Annotated in this window: 20 protein-coding genes and 1 other annotated feature; of the genes, 12 read left to right on the top strand and 8 right to left on the bottom strand. The window is 38.4% G+C overall.

All coding sequences use genetic code 11. The annotated features are described in order from the left end of the window. Window position 1: 1 nt before the first annotated feature. Entirely contained in the window at window positions 2–631 is a 630-nt protein-coding gene (hisG, locus tag D1B32_RS14775) for an ATP phosphoribosyltransferase (protein ID WP_095311728.1), read from the bottom strand. Further along, window positions 632–1882, bottom strand: a complete 1251-nt coding sequence (gene hisZ / locus D1B32_RS14770) for an ATP phosphoribosyltransferase regulatory subunit (RefSeq protein WP_095311730.1) — start codon at window positions 1880–1882, stop codon at window positions 632–634. Between the two features lie 179 nt (window positions 1883–2061). Between hisZ and D1B32_RS14765 the strand changes: the two genes are divergently transcribed. The 4 genes from D1B32_RS14765 (at window position 2062) to murB (ending at window position 5286) form a co-directional block, all read left to right on the top strand. After that, a complete protein-coding gene (locus D1B32_RS14765) occupies window positions 2062–2862 on the top strand; it encodes a histidinol-phosphatase HisJ family protein (protein ID WP_095311732.1) in 801 nt (266 codons plus the stop codon). Window positions 2863–2962: 100 nt separating this feature from the next. Next, complete coding sequence (locus tag D1B32_RS14760) at window positions 2963–3352, top strand: YbaN family protein (protein ID WP_095311734.1); 390 nt, start codon at window positions 2963–2965, stop codon at window positions 3350–3352. Further along, window positions 3352–4170: an alpha/beta fold hydrolase gene (locus D1B32_RS14755; protein ID WP_095311736.1), complete on the top strand. Its 819-nt coding sequence runs from the start codon at window positions 3352–3354 to the stop codon at window positions 4168–4170. Before D1B32_RS14760 ends, D1B32_RS14755 begins: the two co-directional genes overlap by 1 nt. A 192-nt stretch (window positions 4171–4362) precedes the next feature. Then, complete coding sequence (gene murB, locus D1B32_RS14750; RefSeq protein ID WP_118889756.1) at window positions 4363–5286, top strand: UDP-N-acetylmuramate dehydrogenase; 924 nt, start codon at window positions 4363–4365, stop codon at window positions 5284–5286. A 374-nt stretch (window positions 5287–5660) separates the two neighbouring features. Here the strand turns inward: murB and ehuA are convergent, their stop codons facing one another. The 4 genes from ehuA to ehuB all read right to left on the bottom strand — a co-directional run bounded on the left by ehuA (window position 5661) and on the right by ehuB (window position 8993). After that, window positions 5661–6431: an ectoine/hydroxyectoine ABC transporter ATP-binding protein EhuA gene (gene ehuA / locus D1B32_RS14745; RefSeq protein WP_095311740.1), complete on the bottom strand. Its 771-nt coding sequence runs from the start codon at window positions 6429–6431 to the stop codon at window positions 5661–5663. Between the two features lie 27 nt (window positions 6432–6458). Then, the gene (gene ehuD / locus D1B32_RS14740; protein WP_095311742.1) at window positions 6459–7151 is read right to left on the bottom strand and encodes an ectoine/hydroxyectoine ABC transporter permease subunit EhuD; all 693 of its coding nucleotides are present in this window, start codon (window positions 7149–7151) and stop codon (window positions 6459–6461) included. Next, window positions 7148–7810, bottom strand: coding sequence for an ectoine/hydroxyectoine ABC transporter permease subunit EhuC (gene ehuC, locus D1B32_RS14735; RefSeq protein WP_095311796.1), 663 nt, complete (start codon window positions 7808–7810; stop codon window positions 7148–7150). Before ehuC ends, ehuD begins: the two co-directional genes overlap by 4 nt. 304 nt (window positions 7811–8114) lie before the next feature. After that, window positions 8115–8993, bottom strand: a complete 879-nt coding sequence (ehuB, locus tag D1B32_RS14730) for an ectoine/hydroxyectoine ABC transporter substrate-binding protein EhuB (RefSeq protein ID WP_240033801.1) — start codon at window positions 8991–8993, stop codon at window positions 8115–8117. 442 nt (window positions 8994–9435) lie between these two features. On the opposite strand from ehuB, the gene ytzI reads away from it, so the two are divergent. Then, window positions 9436–9594, top strand: coding sequence for a YtzI protein (gene ytzI, locus D1B32_RS14725; protein WP_095311744.1), 159 nt, complete (start codon window positions 9436–9438; stop codon window positions 9592–9594). Between the two features lie 71 nt (window positions 9595–9665). Here ytzI and D1B32_RS14720 read toward each other — a convergent pair whose 3' ends face one another. Then, window positions 9666–10382, bottom strand: a complete 717-nt coding sequence (locus D1B32_RS14720; RefSeq protein WP_095311745.1) for a FadR/GntR family transcriptional regulator — start codon at window positions 10380–10382, stop codon at window positions 9666–9668. 183 nt (window positions 10383–10565) lie between these two features. Here D1B32_RS14720 and D1B32_RS14715 point away from each other — a divergent pair, with 183 nt between their 5' ends. Both D1B32_RS14715 and D1B32_RS14710 read left to right on the top strand, forming a co-directional pair. Further along, entirely contained in the window at window positions 10566–11960 is a 1395-nt protein-coding gene (locus D1B32_RS14715; RefSeq protein ID WP_095311747.1) for an FAD-binding oxidoreductase, read from the top strand. After that, window positions 11947–12906: a bile acid:sodium symporter family protein gene (locus D1B32_RS14710; RefSeq protein WP_095311749.1), complete on the top strand. Its 960-nt coding sequence runs from the start codon at window positions 11947–11949 to the stop codon at window positions 12904–12906. The genes D1B32_RS14715 and D1B32_RS14710 overlap by 14 nt, the downstream gene beginning before the upstream one ends. Window positions 12907–13098: 192 nt before the next feature. Here D1B32_RS14710 and D1B32_RS14705 read toward each other — a convergent pair whose 3' ends face one another. Then, entirely contained in the window at window positions 13099–13671 is a 573-nt protein-coding gene (locus tag D1B32_RS14705; RefSeq protein ID WP_095311751.1) for a M15 family metallopeptidase, read from the bottom strand. Between the two features lie 400 nt (window positions 13672–14071). Here D1B32_RS14705 and D1B32_RS14700 point away from each other — a divergent pair, with 400 nt between their 5' ends. The 5 genes from D1B32_RS14700 to D1B32_RS14680 all read left to right on the top strand — a co-directional run bounded on the left by D1B32_RS14700 (window position 14072) and on the right by D1B32_RS14680 (window position 17242). After that, window positions 14072–14695, top strand: a complete 624-nt coding sequence (locus tag D1B32_RS14700; protein ID WP_095311753.1) for a glycerol-3-phosphate acyltransferase — start codon at window positions 14072–14074, stop codon at window positions 14693–14695. 24 nt (window positions 14696–14719) lie between these two features. Further along, window positions 14720–15205 carry a DUF456 domain-containing protein gene (locus D1B32_RS14695; protein WP_095311755.1) on the top strand — a complete coding sequence of 162 codons (486 nt, stop codon included), beginning with the start codon at window positions 14720–14722 and terminating at the stop codon, window positions 15203–15205. Between the two features lie 68 nt (window positions 15206–15273). After that, window positions 15274–16107, top strand: a complete 834-nt coding sequence (thiD, locus tag D1B32_RS14690) for a bifunctional hydroxymethylpyrimidine kinase/phosphomethylpyrimidine kinase (protein WP_095311756.1) — start codon at window positions 15274–15276, stop codon at window positions 16105–16107. A 15-nt stretch (window positions 16108–16122) separates the two neighbouring features. After that, complete coding sequence (locus D1B32_RS14685; RefSeq protein WP_095311758.1) at window positions 16123–16674, top strand: cysteine hydrolase family protein; 552 nt, start codon at window positions 16123–16125, stop codon at window positions 16672–16674. 25 nt (window positions 16675–16699) lie between these two features. Further along, on the top strand, window positions 16700–17242 hold the full coding sequence (locus tag D1B32_RS14680) for a GNAT family N-acetyltransferase (RefSeq protein WP_095311759.1): 543 nt from the start codon (window positions 16700–16702) through the stop codon (window positions 17240–17242). Between the two features lie 37 nt (window positions 17243–17279). After that, window positions 17280–17502, top strand: a binding site (T-box leader). Window positions 17503–17674: the final 172 nt, after the last annotated feature.

Below are 17674 nucleotides of genomic sequence, written 5' to 3'. Positions count from 1 at the left end.
GCTACCCCTCCAATGCTGACTTTAACTGGGAGATAAATTGCTGTACTTCGGTTGATTTTGTTGCAAAGCTCGCTTTATTAACAATTAATCTCGTACTAATAGGTTCAATATTCTCAAGAACGGTTAGTCCGTTTTCTTTTAATGTGTTTCCAGTTTCTACAATATCAACAATCAAATCGGCAAGCCCGATTAGTGGAGCCAATTCAACAGATCCGTTTAGCTTAACAATTTCAATTGCTTCGCCCTTTTTATCGAAATGTTTCTGTGCAATGGCTGGATATTTTGTTGCAATTGTCAGCAGCTGTCCTTTTTCAGGGGTATAATTCTTTTTTCCTGCGACTGCAAATTTACATTTCCCAATTTTTAAATCCAGTAGTTCATAAACATCTGCTTTGGATTCAAGGATATTATCTTTGCCGACAATTCCAATATCAGCAGCCCCTTTTTCGACGTAGGTCGGGACGTCAATTGCTTTAACGAAAAGAAGTTTAATCGATCTGTCACTGTTATAAAAAACAAGCTTTCTACTATCCTCGTGAAAATCATTAAATTGTACGTCCGTCTTTTCCAATAGGGCAATCGTGCTTTTAGCTGGACGTCCTTTAGCAAGTGCCAATGTTATAGGTTGCAATTAGAAGCCCTCCTTGTGAGCCTGAAGCAGCGTAACGAGTTCATCTGCTTTTGAAAATGTCTGTTTGATTTGTTCGTTGGAAAAAAGGTTTTGTTCTTTTTCGAAGCGGATTATCGAATTAGAAGAAATGGGATTTCTATTACTTGGATCATTCCGAAAACTTAAAACCTGATATCCCTTATTTCTTAGTTCAAATGCAGCTGTTAAAGCTTCTCGCTGTTTTTCTTTTGTATAATAAATGACTGTATCTACTAGAGCTTTAGGAGCTTTTGCCAATCTTTGCTCTAAAATTGCTTGAATAAGTAAATCTACTTCAAATGCGAAACCGATCGCAGGCATTACGCTGTCTAGTTGTTTTCCTAAATGATCATATCTCCCACCCATTAATACAGGCTGACCAATTCGGTCGACAAATCCTTGAAAGATGATGCCGGTATAGTAATTCATATTATTAATTAATCCGAGATTAATAGCGACATAATCCTCAACACCGTAGTCCTTAATTAATGCAAATACGTCAATTAAATTTTGCAAAACATGCTGCATATGGGCGCTGCGAATAATCTTTTCTGCTTGCTGAATAACTTGAAGCGGATCCCCGTATAGAAGAGGAATCGATTGGATTGCTTTCTTTAATTCTTCTTCAATCGCCATTCCTTCAAGGAATAATTCCATATCCGCTATATTTTTTGATTGAATTAGAGCCTGAAGTTGCCCTAAGTCTTGTTCAGAGAGTTCGGCTTGTTGGATAAGCTCCTTAAAGAATCCCGCATGCCCAATTTCAATTTTGAAATTTTTAAAGCCTAAATCTTTTAATGTATGGATGGCTAGCATGATAATTTCTGCGTCTTCCTCAGGTGTATTCTCCCCGAAAAATTCAACGCCTGCTTGTGTGCTTTCTTTTTGATTTGGCATCTCCTGTGATTGACGAAATACATCCATTACATAGAAAAGCCGTTGCCAGAAGGTATTATTTGCTTGGTTTACTGCTGCCATCATCCGGGTAATTGGAATGGTAACATCTGGACGTAAGACGAGGATTTTCCCTGTCGTATCAATGACTTTAATCATGTCATCTTTTTTTACCGTACCAGTAATGTTCGAATACATCTCATAGTTTTCAAAGGCTTTCGTCCGTACTTGTTTATAGCCATAGGTAGTAAAGCGATTTTTCAATGTTGCAATAAGATTATCTCTTACTTGAAAATCTTCTACATGCTTATTTCGGCCGTTCAGCGTGTATCGTTGCATCTATAAAACTCCTTTTTAACTTTAATACTTTATCGCTTTAACTAAGTAAAGTTATATAGTATTATAATTAGTATATTCATAAAAGTCAACACCAAATAAAAGCAGAAGCATCTGGTTAGCAAATGGGGAGTCCGCTAAAGCTTCAGCACTGGAACTGACGAAAAACAGGAGATGATAAAATGTTTGATTACCACATTCATAGTGATTTTTCAGCAGATTGTAAGACGCCGATGGAAACTACGATTGAAAAAGCGATCAGTATCGGCCTTGAAGAAATTTGTTTTACCGAACATATTGATTATGATTACCCAGATAAGGATTGGATATTTGAGTTTGACTTGAAACAGTACGATAAGAAAATAAAACATCTGCAGCAAAAATACAGCAAGCAGATTCGCATTAAAAAAGGTGTAGAAATTGGTGTGCAACCGCACTTGTTAGCGCGATATGAAAGATTAATGCAAGATGAAGTGTTTGATTTTGTTATTTGCTCCATGCATGCAACTGCTGGGATGGACCTTCATTCCGGAGAATTCTTTAAGAGAAAAACAGTTGATGAAGCATTTCAAATGTATTATGAAGAATTACTTGCATGCATTAGCAAATTTAAAAGCTTTAGTATTCTTGGTCATATTGATCTTGTTAAACGATATACGGAAGAAAAGAGTACGAATCATTTCCACGAGATTTTAGAAGTCATTTTTAAAGAAATTATTCCAGCTGGGAAAGGAATTGAATTAAATACGTCAGGCTATCGCTATGGTTTAGAAAGTGGGATGCCAAGCACTGATATTTTAAAATTATATAAGGAATGTGGGGGAGAAATCATTACGGTTGGATCGGACTCTCATGTGGAAACAACATTAGCATATCAATTTAAGGACGCGTTTGAGTTGCTAGACACTATCGGCTTTAAACACATTGCGACATTTGAAGATGGAAAGCCAGTATTTCATCCGGTTGCAAGCCTCATTAAATAGATAAGAAATTTCTATGAATTTTTACGTGTTGAGGCGATTGTAGGGGTGTGAGATGGTATAATAATGGTGTTCAATTAACATATGTAGCTGGTGGTTGTTTATGAAATCTATTAAAAAAATGTTTTTAATAATTGCAGGCACTATTTCATTAGTGCTTGGTGTATTGGGGATAATGCTGCCATTATTGCCGACAACACCATTTCTTTTGCTTTCAGCTGCTTGTTATGTTCGGAGCTCTGATAAATTATATCAATGGTTAATCACGAATAAATATGTCGGCTCTTATATATTGAATTATCGTGAGGGAAAAGGGATACCATTAAAAGCTAAGATTGTTAGCGTTAGTCTATTATGGGTTTCGATGCTGTATACGATTGCGTTTGTGATTCCTTTAGTAATGGTAAAAATTCTGTTATTCCTAATTGGTTCTTATTTTACATGGTTTATTCTGAAACAGAAAACACTAAGGAAAAGTATGCAGGTGAGGTAATGTATTTTATTAAAAAACATAAGGTAAAAATAACAATGGTATTGGTATTAATTGTCGGGTATATCACGTATATTTCGATGCCTAATAAGGCGAAGTCTGAGCATTATACTGGTGATCCAACCGTGTTTATTCATGGTTATAAAGGTACGAAGAATTCCTTCGGCTATATGCTTGATCGTTTCGAGCATGAATACGGCTGGGGGAATAAAGGGTTTATCTATTACGTTACTAAAGAAGGACGAATCCGTGATTACAATTTAAACAAAGGAAGGTATGCTCCTACGTTTATTCAAATTATTTTAGAAGATAATCGGGCAAGTTTCGCTGATAGTGCTGAGTGGATATCAGCAGTTCTATTGCAAATGAAGGAAAAATACAAAGTTGATTCTGTAAATATTGTAGGACACTCAATGGGTGGAATACTTGCGCTTAAATATACAATGGAATATGCAGGTAATGGTTATCCAGAAGTGAATAAGCTTGTTTCCATTGGGAGTCCGTTTGACGGCATTTATAGTGAAGCATATTTCCAAATTCATAAAGATGCTGCAGCTGAGGATCTAAAGCCGGATTCGCTGGCATTTCAACTGCTGCGAGAAAGTTCATTTCCTGAAGGTGTTCAGGCACTGAATATTGGGAGTACTGGTGATGCTGTTGCACTCCCAGAAAGTGTGCAGGCTTTACGAATGACTGTACCAAGTGACCAATTACAGGAAATTATAATTGAAGATCATACACTGGGCCATAGTGCATTACACGAGAGTATAGAAGTAGATAAAATGATTTATTCATTTTTGTGGCAAGATGAAGGACAATAACTTACAATGGATAAAGATTGTTTGTGAAAAGTCACCATTTATTTATTTGGTGATTTTTTAAGCAGATAGTGAACAATAATAACTTTCTATCTGCGTCCACGTAATAGCATTCACTATGGGAGGCTTGGTGAATGTAATTTTTTCTAAATAGCCTTCCCGAAAAAATGATAACTTGTTAAAGGAATGATAGGAGTGGCAATGAATCATCATCTGTACGAAAAACTAATAGCATTAACATCTGAGCGTAATGTGATGGTGAACGAACACTTGAAAAATCATACGTATACCCGTTTAGGTGGGCAGGCAGATTTTTATGTAACGCCGGAAACATATGAACAAGTACAGCAGATTATTAAGTTAGCAAATCAAGAAAATATAGCTTTTACGATGCTTGGAAATGGCTCCAATCTAATTGTGAAAGATGGTGGGATTCGTGGCATCGTCATGAATCTGCAAAAACTTTCTGCGATAAAAACAGATAGCAACAGGATGATCGCTCAAAGCGGTGCGCGAATTATTGATGTTTCACGAGAGGCATTAAAAGAAGAGCTAACTGGCTTGGAATTTGCGTGTGGTATACCTGGATCTGTTGGTGGTGCATTATATATGAATGCCGGAGCGTATGGCGGTGAAATCAAGGATGTACTGACAAGTACGTTGGTCGTTAACCGAGAAGGAGAGCTTCTCACATTAACTGCAGAGCAATTGGATTTAGATTACCGTACAAGTAATATACCGGAACATGGGTACATCGTTTTGGAAGCAACCTTTACTTTAAAAGCCGGTGATCCAAAAGCGATTAAGGAAGTAATGGATGATTTAACATACAAACGTGAGTCAAAGCAACCATTAGAATACCCATCCTGTGGAAGTGTATTTAAACGTCCGCCAGGCCATTTTGCTGGAAAATTAATCCAAGACAGTGACCTTCAAGGAAAGCAAATTGGCGGTGCGCAAGTCTCGCTCAAGCATGCGGGCTTCATTGTTAATAAAGAGAATGCAACAGCAAAAGAATATATTGAACTGATCCATTATGTACAGAAAACCGTAAAAGAGAAATTTAAAGTCAATCTAGAACGGGAAGTAAGAATAATTGGTGAGGATCCAGTAGAATAAAGCTAAGCTGTAATCATCGGGTGGTTGCAGCTTTTCTTATGTCTTGAACAATCTCTCTGCCCGAACAGCTATGACACCAAAACCCGAAATAAAACACCTACCTGCACAGCTATGACACTAAAACCCAAATTAAAGCACCTACCTGCACAGCTATGACACTAAAACCCAAATTAAAGCACCTACCTGCACAAATATGACACCAAAACCCAAATTAAAACACCTACCTGCACAACTATGACACCAAAACCCAAATTAAAACACCTACCCGTACAGCTATGACACCAACCTCAAAAAAACAGCCGCTCCACACACTCACAATATCCAAATCAAATTTAAAAGGTATTACCCCAACCGAACGGAGTAATACCTTTAATCTATCCTCTAAACCGGCGCAAGAATCCTTGCAATCTTTCATTCTCAGAATGCTCGATAACCTCGCTTGCCGTTCCTTGCTCTGCAATAACACCTTCATCAAGAAACAGCACTTTATCTGCGATATCAAGAGCAAAGTCCATTTCGTGTGTAACAAGCACCATTGCCATATCCTCATGTTTCGCAAGATCACGTATAACCTCAAGCACTTCGCCGACCAGCTCTGGGTCAAGTGCTGATGTTACTTCATCAAATAACATAATCTTCGGCCGCATGACAAGTGCACGGGCCATAGCGACACGCTGTTTTTGCCCGCCGGAAAGCTGATTTGGATAGCTATCCAATTTGTCCCCAAGCCCCACACGTTCAAGCATTTTAACAGAGCGATCGCGAACCTCTTCTTTATTTTCCTTTTTTACATGAATCGGAGCTGTCATGCAGTTCTCTAAGATTGTCATATGCGGGAAAAGGTTGAAATGCTGGAATACCATTCCGATATCTCCACGAACTTCTCTTAAATGCTTTTCATTCGCTTTTACCATCTTCTCTTTCTTTTTCATCTTCCACAGATTTTTACCATCCACAATAATATCACCAGAGGATGGCTCCTCCAATGTCATCAGCATGCGTATGATTGTTGTTTTTCCAGACCCACTTGGCCCGATAACAGCTACTTTTTCAGCTGGCTTTATATCTAAATTAATCCCTTTTAAAACGTCAAAATCACCAAAGGATTTATGCACATCCTGGAATCTCACGATAGGTTCAGTCATAAAGTCATTACTCCTCTTCTGTACATACTATTTAATCGCTGCATTTTTATCAAAACGTGCATTCATTTTAACTTCTAATTTCTTAATCAGTACCGCAGATGGATAGCTCAGTACTAAAAATATAATTCCAACAATAGTTAGTGGTTCTAGATACGACCAGTTTTGAGCGCCATAACTATTTGCCATTAACATTATACCAGCAACTGTTATTGTGGAAGCAAGTGGAACCTCTTTAAACATAATAATGAAATAGTTACCGAGCATTGGAATTGTTGGTGGTATCGCCTGCGGTAAAATGATTTTCCTCCACTTATCAATGGTAGAAAAGTTCAACGCTTTGGATGCCTCCCATTGCCCCTTATCGATACTTTCAATACCGGAACGATAGATTTCTCCGATGTATGTACTGAAATGTATGCCAAGACCAAGTACAGCACTTGTAAAAGGACTTAATGTGACGCCAATCCCTGGAATCATTGGCCATGCATAGAAAAGGAAGAATAGCTGAACGAGTGGGGGAGTAGAACGAATAAATTCCATGACCCAAGTAACCACCCAATTGAAAAATTTATTCGGCACTTTTCTGAGAAATGTCCATACAAAACCGAGTAGGAGTGCGAATAAATAACACGTAATCGTTAAGCTGACTGTAATCCATAGCCCTTGCAATACAAAGGGGAGGGCGTCCATAAATGTTTCCCAGCTCCAGTTATTATTCATCCGTTAGCAACTCCTTTCTTAGAGATATGTTCACCTTTTCTTGTCAGCCAAATAAGTGGAAGCGCAAGAATAAAGTAGAATACAAGAACTAATAAGTAAACAATTGGTGCTTGCGACAAGTTCGAGCTTCGGAGAATGTCGCCGTAATATAAAATGTCCGTCATCCCAATTAAGGAAACTAATGAAGTTCCTTTTAGCATTTGAATGGTATAGTTACCGAATTCAGGAAGCATCATCCGGACTGCTTGCGGGAAAATAACAAGCCGCATGCGTTGAAAGCGTGACATGTTTAGAGCTGTTGCTGCTTCAGATTGACCTTGTGCAACAGAAAGAATCGATCCACGAACAACCTCCGAAAGATACGCACCGTAATTTAATCCAATTGCAATTACACCCGTCCACCAGTTGGAACCTAGCTGAATGCCAAATAGCATTGGGATGGCGTAGTAAAGCCAGAATAACTGAACAATTAAGGAAGTACCTCGAAAAACTTCCACATAAAATCCTGTGAATTTGCGGATGATGATGTTCCCGGAAAGACGGCATAACCCAGCAATAAAAGCCATTAAATATGCTAGAATAGCTGAAGCAAGAAGGACGGTGATTGTTACATGAAGTCCTCTTGCAAGCTGTGGGAAAATCTCTATGATCGCATTCATTATAATCACTCCTTCAAGTTTCGGTTTTGGTTCCGAATAGAATTCTAGATTAAACATTTTTTGCAACCTGCTTAGGAAATACAAAGGGCCTGCTTCCCCGGGACCAGGGAATCAGACCCTATGGAGTCATCCTTTATCACGCATGAACGGCTGTAAGACTCGATCATTAAATTAAACATGAGAAAGGCAAAAGCATAAAGCTGAGGGATAAAACATCCCATAAATTCCTGATTCTGTTCCATTAGCACCTAGTGGGGAAGAAAGGAACTTTCCACTGAATGAAATATCACATTATAATATATGTTTATACTTCCCCGTTACAAACTTCCTCTGTTGTCACTTCATCTACTGGCACAAAATTACTTTCGCTGCTAAAGCCATTTTCATCTAACAGATCCGCAATTGTACCATCTTCCTTTAATTCTGCTAATTTTTCATTGTATGCATCACGTAAATCCGCATCATTTAGGTTAAATGCTTCTGCACCATAGCTTGGTACGCCCTTAATATCTGGCTGCTCAAAGGATTCAACAAATTCAAGTGCATCTGTATTTGCCGATTCAAGCGCCATTTTAACTGTCATCTCAGTTCCAGTTGTAGCATCTGCCCGGCCAGACTGTACGGCTGAGAAGGTTGCGGGAATATCAGGTGCGGTAACAATTTGACTAGGATCTACACCTTCTTCTTGTAAAAATCCAATTTCTGTAGCACCTTCCATTACAACAACGGTAGCATCTGGATTATCAGCAATATCTTTATAGCTTTCTAAGCCCAGTGGATTACCAGCTTCTACAATTAACCCTTCTCCATATTGCATTGTCGGTTCACTAAAAGCTGCATTTTCACATCGATCTGGCTGAATCGCCATTCCTGCTGTAATAACGTCAAATTGTCCGGCTTGAAGTCCTGGAATTAATTGACTCCAATCAGATAGCTGGGATTCAACTGTATCAATTCCAAGCTCTGCAAAAACAGTTTCTGCAATAGCAACAGCTGCGCCTTTTAGTTCTCCGTTTTCTTCATACGCATATGGAGCTTCGTTGGCAAAGCCAATCGTAACTGTTCCTGATTCTTGTAATTGTTCTAGCTTGCTTCCATTTCCGTTAGCTGTATCATCTGATCCACATGCAGCTAAGAGTATAAGCATGAAAGCAAAAAATAATATAAAGCCTGCTTTTTTCAAAATGAAAAGACCTCCCTGTTTAATATAAAACCCAATTTTTGTTTTTTTTGCTTGGTGATATAGGACTAGATGTATATCACCGTATACATGAAAAAGGGGTTTTTTCCGCATTCATATTTATAATGTTATAGATTTATTAATTTTCATTCAAATGCCGTATATTTAGATTATTTATAATTAACCGTTATATTTCGTGCTTATATTATGTAGGCTCTCTAATACAGAAAGATGCTTGGAAATAAGCCCGAATACTCTTCGATGCCCAAGATTTCATAAATGTAGTAAAGCGGAAAGGATTATTAAAAAAACCTAAACTATGGCTTTATACCCTATTTGCACGAAACTATTGAACTAGTTAGGTTAGTGGGTTAATCTAGAAGTAATTTAAAGGAATATTAAAGCATAATGAATAGAAATAAGGAATAAAGAGAGGTTTTATAAGGTGGGAACGTACGTAGTTGTTGGTGTAGTGTCTGTAGTAGTCGTTGTGCTTGTCGTATGGCTTTCACTTGTAACGCTGTCTAAAGGCTATGGATATAAGCATTCGGTGGATCCAAAACCTGAAGATACAGAAAATGATCAGATAAAACAGGATGAATAGTCAACGAAAAAGGGTCACACAAATGTGCGACCTTTTTTCGTTACTGGAAACTAAACGACTATATGAAGCCTTTAGGCTATAAATTTCGGCAGGGAGTTTTCACTTAACTCTTTTCTCACTCTCGTAATATGCTCTTCCATCAGTGATTTGGCTAATATATCATCACCTGATGCAATTGCAAGATAGATTTCTTTATGTTCATTAAATGTTTCTTCGTATCGATCAGCATCTTTAAAGCGATTTTGTCTTGTCGTACGAATGGTTTCTTCCATTTGTTTAATTAGAGTTTGTGCGAGGTGGATTAAAATAGAATTATGCGATGCAGCCACGATATACATATGAAAATGCAAATCTGCCTGCACCCCAATTTCTGTTTCATCAATGGTAACAGCCATCTGTTCCAAAGCCTTACGGATGTTGTTAAGATCCTCTCCCGTGGCTCGCTTTGCTGCGAGTGAGACTGCCTCAATTTCTAATGCCCGGCGAACTTCCAGCATCTCAAATATCAAGTGATTTTCAGCTGTCACTACTTTCTCGAAAAGCTCATCAAGGATTAATTGTGCGTCTGATTGCTTAACATAACTTCCGCCGCCTCGCTTGATTTCAATAATATCTTTTAACGCTAAAATTTGTAATGCTTCTCGAACTGAGTTTCTGCTGACACCAAAAAGTCTTGCTAATTCACGTTCAGATGGTAGCTTATCACCTGTTTCCAAATGATTCTTTAGAAAATTTCCTACTATTTTCTCTAAAACAATCTCTGCTGTTTTTCGCTTATCCGAGACCACAATCCTCCCGCCTTCCAATAATCACTTAAAGTTTAAAAAATATAAAGTTATTTTCTGAAATATCATTGAATTAATGTTGGAAATCATTATAATAGACTTAATAAACTGGTTGTTCCAATATTAACACAAATTAGATAAAAAATAAATTGGTACTACCAATTAAAAGCTGGAAGGAGCAGGGGAATGGAAAAAGTTATCCAGGCATTAAAAGCAAAATTAGCAGAAGAACAAATTTCAACGAATGAAACTGTTAGAGAGTTGCACAGCAAGGACGAAACATATCATCAAACAAGTCTTCCTGATGTTGTGGTTTTTCCAAAAACAACAGAGGATGTGAGTTATATTATGAAGGTGTCGCAGGAATTTAAGACACCAATAACCCCCTTTGGAGTTGGGTCAAGCTTAGAAGGACATGTGATTCCTTATCAGAAAGGCATCGTTGTTGATTTTTCCTTCATGAATAAGATTATCGAGATCAAACAAGAGGACTTGCTTGTAACGGTTCAGCCTGGTGTCACAAGAGAACAGTTGAATAAAGAACTTAAAAAATATGGTTTATTTTTCACTGTGGACCCTGGTGCAAATGCAACACTAGGTGGTATGGCAGCAACTAATGCCAGTGGAACAACTACTGTGAAATATGGAGTTATGCGTGACCAGGTGCGGAACTTAGAAGTTGTTCTCGCTGATGGGAGTGTCATACAAACTGGCAGCTTAGCAGCAAAATCTGCATCTGGTTATCATTTAAACGGGCTGTTTGTTGGTTCAGAGGGAACACTTGGATGTTTTACAGAATTAACATTGCAAGTATATGGTATTCCAGAGCATGTTGTTGCAGCTCGCGCAACCTTCCCTAGCCTTACACAAGCAATTCAAGCCGTTACATCAATTTTGCAAGCAGGTATTCCAATTGCAAGGGTCGAATTTGTGGATGAAGCTTCGATTATACAAATCAATACGTTCAGTGAAACAGATTATCCAGTAAAACCAACCCTCTTTTTAGAATTCCATGGTAATGAAGCTGGGCTAAATGCAGATGTTGCATTTACAAAAGAAATTATGCAGGACCACGCTTGTGATAATTTTACTTCTGAAACCGATAATGCAGCGCGTAATCATCTATGGGATGCACGACATAACTTAGCGTATGCCTATATTCATGGTCATGCTGGCAAAAAAATGATGCTTACCGATGTAGCAGTGCCGATTTCTGAATTAGCAAATTCCGTCATCTACGCTCGAAAAGAGCTGGATAAGCTAGGAGTTCCAGGTGGTATCCTAGGACATGTAGGTGATGGTAACTTTCATTGTCTCATCATGATTGATATGGCAAATGCTGAAGAAATTAAAAGAGCAAATGAATTTAATAAAAACGTGGTTCTGTATGCCTTAGAGCGTGGGGGAACTTGTACGGGTGAACATGGTGTAGGAGTTGGGAAGATGCCATATCAGCGTCAAGAGCATGGAGCTGCCCTCGATATAATGAAGCAAATCAAAAAGGCATTAGATCCAAATAACCTATTAAATCCCAATAAAATCGTAGAAATAGAAGAGGAGACCTTGAATGAAATTTATTGAAAAAATAAGTGCGTTAGCAGGAAAATACTTTGCTGTTTTAGTTATTCTTGCTGCTGTCGTTGCATTCTTATATCCTCCAGCTTTTCTTATCTTCGGCGGTTATATAACGATTTTGCTTGGGGTTGTTATGTTCGGGATGGGATTAACATTAAAGCCTGTAGATTTTAAATTAGTATTTACAAAACCGATACTAGTAATCATTGGGATATGTGCGCAGTATACGATCATGCCGCTTGTTGCTTTTGCACTTGCTTATTTACTAAGGCTTCCTCCAGAGCTTGCAGCTGGGCTAGTGTTATTGGGCTCTGTTCCAGGTGGGACGGCATCCAATGTAATGGTGTATTTAGCAAGAGGAAATGTTGCGTTATCAGTTGCAATGACTTCTCTTTCAACAATGATGGCACCTATCATGACGCCATTGCTTATCTATTTATTAGCTGGACAATGGTTACCAGTTGATCCAGTTGCAATGTTTATGTCGATCATTCAGGTTATCATTATTCCTATCATTCTAGGATTCTTGATACAGAAATTTTTCCCTGTTGCTGTTGAAAAAGGTGTAACGGTTGTTCCTCTTATTTCAGTAGCTGCAATTTTGATTATTGTGGCAGCGGTTACAGCAGCTAATGCTGGAAATGTTGTGGCAGCAGGGTTCCTAGTGTTTATCGCTGTTTTCCTCCATAATGGCTTTGGTTTATTGCTAGGCTATTTAGTTGCTTTAATGATGGGATTGGGAGAAAACGAACGAAGAGCTATTTCCATTGAAATAGGTATGCAGAACTCAGGCTTGGGTGTTGCCCTTGCAACAGCACACTTCAGTCCTCTTGCGGCACTTCCGAGTGTATGGGGCGCAATCTGGCATAATATTTCTGGACCAATCCTAGCAACTTACTGGGCAAATAAATCGATTCCAGAAAATGATGAGAAGATTAAAAAGGTGATGTAATAAGCTTTTAATCTTCTGTTACTATATTCTTCTATGAACAAATGATAGGATTAGGGTAACTAGCAGGGTATCATAAATGGAAAAATGGACGCCTTTGTCCATTTTTCTTAATTCACCGTTTTCCCGTGTGGCTAAGCCAAAAAATTATCACAACCATATCAAATAATAATAGTAATTCAGACGGGTTACGGGTTACTCATCAGATAAATTGTCTTCTGGAGGTCGGTAGCCTCTCTGTAATTCGCTAAGACTTAACCCGAACGTCATTTGCAGGTGTGGGTAATCTTTAAAATTACTCCAATCACCACCCCAATCAAACCCCAGCTCTTTTGCAATATCAGCAACCTCAAACCAATCGGAATGACCATTGTTATTCCCATCATAGTGAATGTCCCAGATAATTTCACCATTTTGATTCCGTAGTGCATAATCAATTGCAAGCCCATAATTGTGATAGGATTGCCCGCCTTGTGCATTTGTTATAATATCGCCAGGCTTTGTTCTGCCTTGTTCATAAAGAGAATCCTGTTGCTCAAATGAACGGAATCCTTGGGTAATGATGACATCAATCCCAACGGATGCAGCGATTTCAATAAGTTCATTCTGATTTTCCTCAACGATTGGATGTAATCCGTCTGGAAGGGGCGCATCATCATCAATATATAAACGATGCTCACCACTCCACTCGTTATAAACATAAAATAGAAGAACTAGAAAAAGTATGATTATAATCCATGATACAATTGTTGCGTTCCATCGTTTCATTTTTATAAAACTTCCTTTCGAGTATCGGCATTTTTAACACAATGCCAGTACTCACTGTAAGGCAGAATGAATAGTTTATTTTAACACGTATTAACGGGACTGTAATACTTCCACTTTTATATGTGAGGGAATCAAAAAGCCTAAACAATCCATAAATACTGTTCAAGGTTCTGCAGATCTCTTGTGTGATGCTATTATTCCGTGGAGAAGGAAAACCTCCACTGATGAAGTTCCACTTTATCATAACTCAACCCTCAAACCAATAACATGAATTCTAATAACAAAAGGATTTAAACAAAACTGCGATTATAAAGATTATTTTGATATAATAAAGGTGCTTTTATAACATTTTTAGTGAAATTAAGTGACATCCTTCAGCTGGAATGAAAGGGGAATGCATATGTATTTTTTGATTGCCGGAATTATTGGCTACTTGTTTGGGTGCCTTCACGGGTCTCAGTTAGTTGGGAAAATTAAAAACGTAGACATCAAAAACAGTGGTGTGAAAAATGCTGGTGCTTCAAATACGACCATAATATTAGGATGGAAATATGGTATTCTGGTAGCACTTATCGACATATTTAAAGCTACATTAGCTATTTTACTCGTACTATTCATCATAACGGAGAATGGAATTACAGGGGATTGGAAATATCTATTAATCTATACGACCGTATTTTTTGTGATTATTGGGCATAATTATCCAATTACGATGAAGTTCAGTGGTGGGAAAGGGACTGCCTCACTGGTAGGTGCACTTATCGCAATTGATTGGAAAATAGCACTTATCGGGATAGCAATATTACTTATCTTTACATTTGCAACCGACTACCTCGTAATTGGTGTTCTTTGTATGTATCTATCATTCCTGATCACGACCTTTCTGTTTTTTGGAATCGAACCAACATGGATTGTTATTTTACTTTCTGTCTTGAGTATTATGAAACATATGGAGAATTATAAACGTATTATGAGAAAAGAAGAGACAAAGCTATCGAGTATGATTCGTAAAAATGTCTCCTAAATGAATTAATAAATGGAGGAAATCATGTTAGACATTCTAATTTGGATTGTTATTGCAGGTTTATTTATCCTAAGCTTTGCAGGAATTATTTTTCCGATTGTACCATCTGTACTTGTGCTATGGGGTGGTTTTTTACTGTATCACTTTGTGTTGAATAGTGAAGAGCTGAATTTGATTTTCTGGATTGTTATGATTGTCTTTACCGTGCTACTAATTGTAGCGGATATCATTGCAAATAGTTATTTTGTAAAAAAATTCGGTGGCAGTAAATCTGGAGAACGCGGTGCCGCAATCGCAGTAATTGTTGGGTCATTTATTACACCGCCATTCGGGATTATTTACGTTCCTTTTATTACAGTATTTCTTATTGAAATGGTGCAAAGGCGAACAGCAAAAGAAGCGTTCCGTGCATCTATTGGTTCACTTCTCGGATTTTTAGGGGGATCAGTTGCGAAAGTTGTCATTCAAATTGTTATGATTATTTGGTTTTTTATTTTAGTGTTGTTTTAAGCAGAAAATATAGTAAAACCTTTTTGTGCCGGATTTTTTATTATCGTAGTTAGGAGCAATGAAGAATTATGAACTATCCAGTAAGAGTAATGACAATTGCCGGTTCTGCAGCAGGAGGTAGTGCTGGGATTCAGGCCGATTTAAAAACATTTGAAGAATTAGACGTATATGGAATGAGCATTATAACAGCGATAGTTGGGCGTCACCCAGAAACGAATAAAAATGTCCATCTCCAATCCGTTGAAGCGATTGAAGCGCAGTTTTCGACAGCGATAAACCAGGTTGGTGCAGATGGCGTTAAAACTGGAATGTTATTTTCAAAAGAGGTAATCGAGGTTGTTGCACGGCTGATTCGAAAAGAAGAAATTCAGACAGTCGTTGTGGACCCGGTTATGATTGGGAAAATGAACTCCAAATTATTAAAAGACGACGCGATTGAGGAATTGGTTCATCAATTAATACCGATGGCAACGATTATCACACCGAATGTGCCCGAGGCTTCCATTCTTTTAGGTGGAAGAGAATTAAATACAGTTGAGGATTTAAAGCAAGCTGCAATTGACTTACACAAGCTAGGGGCAAAAAGTGTCCTCGTAAAGGGTGGAAGACTGGAAGGGCCAGCAGTTGATGTGCTGTTTAATGGAACTGCATTAACGACCTTTACAGCACCACGAATTGATACGGTAAATACAAGCGGAGCAGGATGCACGTATTCCGCAGCGATTACAGCGAATTTAACAAAAGGACAAGCCGTAGCAGAAGCAGTTGGTTTGGCAAAAAGCTTTGTTACAACAGCGATAGAGCATGGTTTTTCCTATACAGATATTGTAGGGCCAACTTTTCATGCTGCATCGCGTAAATTTGGAGAAGCACACCCAATTAAAATCGAAACATTAACATGAAAAGGGGAATAAAACATGGTAAAACGTGCATTGATTAATGTCGATTATACAAATGATTTTGTTGCAGCAGATGGCGCACTTACAGCAGGTGAACCCGGACAAGCTATTGAAGAGAAGATAGTGGCATTGACAGAGGAGTTTATCCAAGCAGATGATTATGTTGTTTTTGCAATTGATATCCATCATGAAGGGGACAGGTTGCATCCGGAAACTACTCTTTTCCCAGCCCATAATATTGCTGAGACTCCAGGACGCAATCTATACGGAAGGCTTGCAGATGTATATGAAAAAAGCAAAAATAACGTAAATGTTTATTATATGGATAAGACGCGTTATAGTGCATTTGCTGGAACTGATCTGGAAATAAAGCTTCGTGAGCGCGGCATTGGAGAAATCCATATTGTGGGTGTATGCACGGATATTTGTGTCTTGCATACAGCGGTTGATGCATATAACAAAGGGTTTAACATTGTTATTCATCAGGATGCGGTGGCAAGCTTTAATCAGGAAGGACATGATTGGGCTTTGGGGCATTTTATCAATACATTAGGTGCAAAAGTGGTATAGTTCGTTGGATAGGAGGGGGAATCAGATGCAGGAGCTATTTCGAGAAAACACATTTGGAGAGTATAAAGTAAGGAAAGCAACGAATGAAGATGCAGAGGCGGTTATTCAACTATTGCAAGATTCCGCTCGTTGGTTAGAAGGGAAAGGTATATCCCAATGGGAATATTTGCGGAATGGCGGAGAAACTGCCGAGATTAAACAAGGAATTTTAGTTGGTACAACCTATATCGTTGAGCGTAAAAAGGAATTGGCTGCAACCCTGAATCTGTCAAATGTACAAAATGAATGGGATATGGAGCTGTGGGGAAAATGTCAGGAGCATAGTTTTTACATTCATCGACTAGCAGTGTCACAAGCGTTTCGCAAGCAACAAATTGGCAGGAAGTTACTCGATTGGATCGATCAAAATATCCGATTGGAAAAAGGTAGGATTCGTTTAGACTGTGTGGCTGATAATCCAGCTTTGAACAAATTTTATCAACAAGCAGGCTATACGTTAATGGACGTTGTAGCAAATGGAGAGGACATGTTTTCTCTCTATGAGAAGTTGATTACCAGTAAACCTTGACTTTATAATTTCATACCTATATATTAAATATGAAATACATGAAACGTTGATGAGGATTAGTACAATTGGCTTGTCTTTCCAAGAGAGGAAATGGATGGTGTGAATTTCCGTAAGACGCAATTGGAACCTGCCTCAGAGTTCGCCATCAGAAAGGCAAAGACTAGAAGATGTGCGCGGTTTATAACCGTTATCAAGTGAAGTGTGCAAAGGGGGAGTCCCCGTGCAAACAAGGGTGGTACCACCAAGCCTCGGTCCCTTTTTCGGATGGAGGATTTTTTGTATTTAAGAGGCTGTTCAAAAAGTCTGCTGAAAATGACGCATCGAGAATAGAAGACCTTCGACTAAAAACTGACATGTCCTGTGTCGAACGTCGAAGTCACCACTTCCAGGCTGTGGAAGTACGATACGAGGAGCTATGCTCGAATTTCGACG

This window comes from Oceanobacillus profundus, from assembly GCF_003515705.1.
In the GTDB taxonomy this organism is placed as follows: domain Bacteria; phylum Bacillota; class Bacilli; order Bacillales; family Amphibacillaceae; genus Oceanobacillus; species Oceanobacillus profundus.
This window is presented reverse-complemented; position numbering and strand designations above follow the sequence as displayed.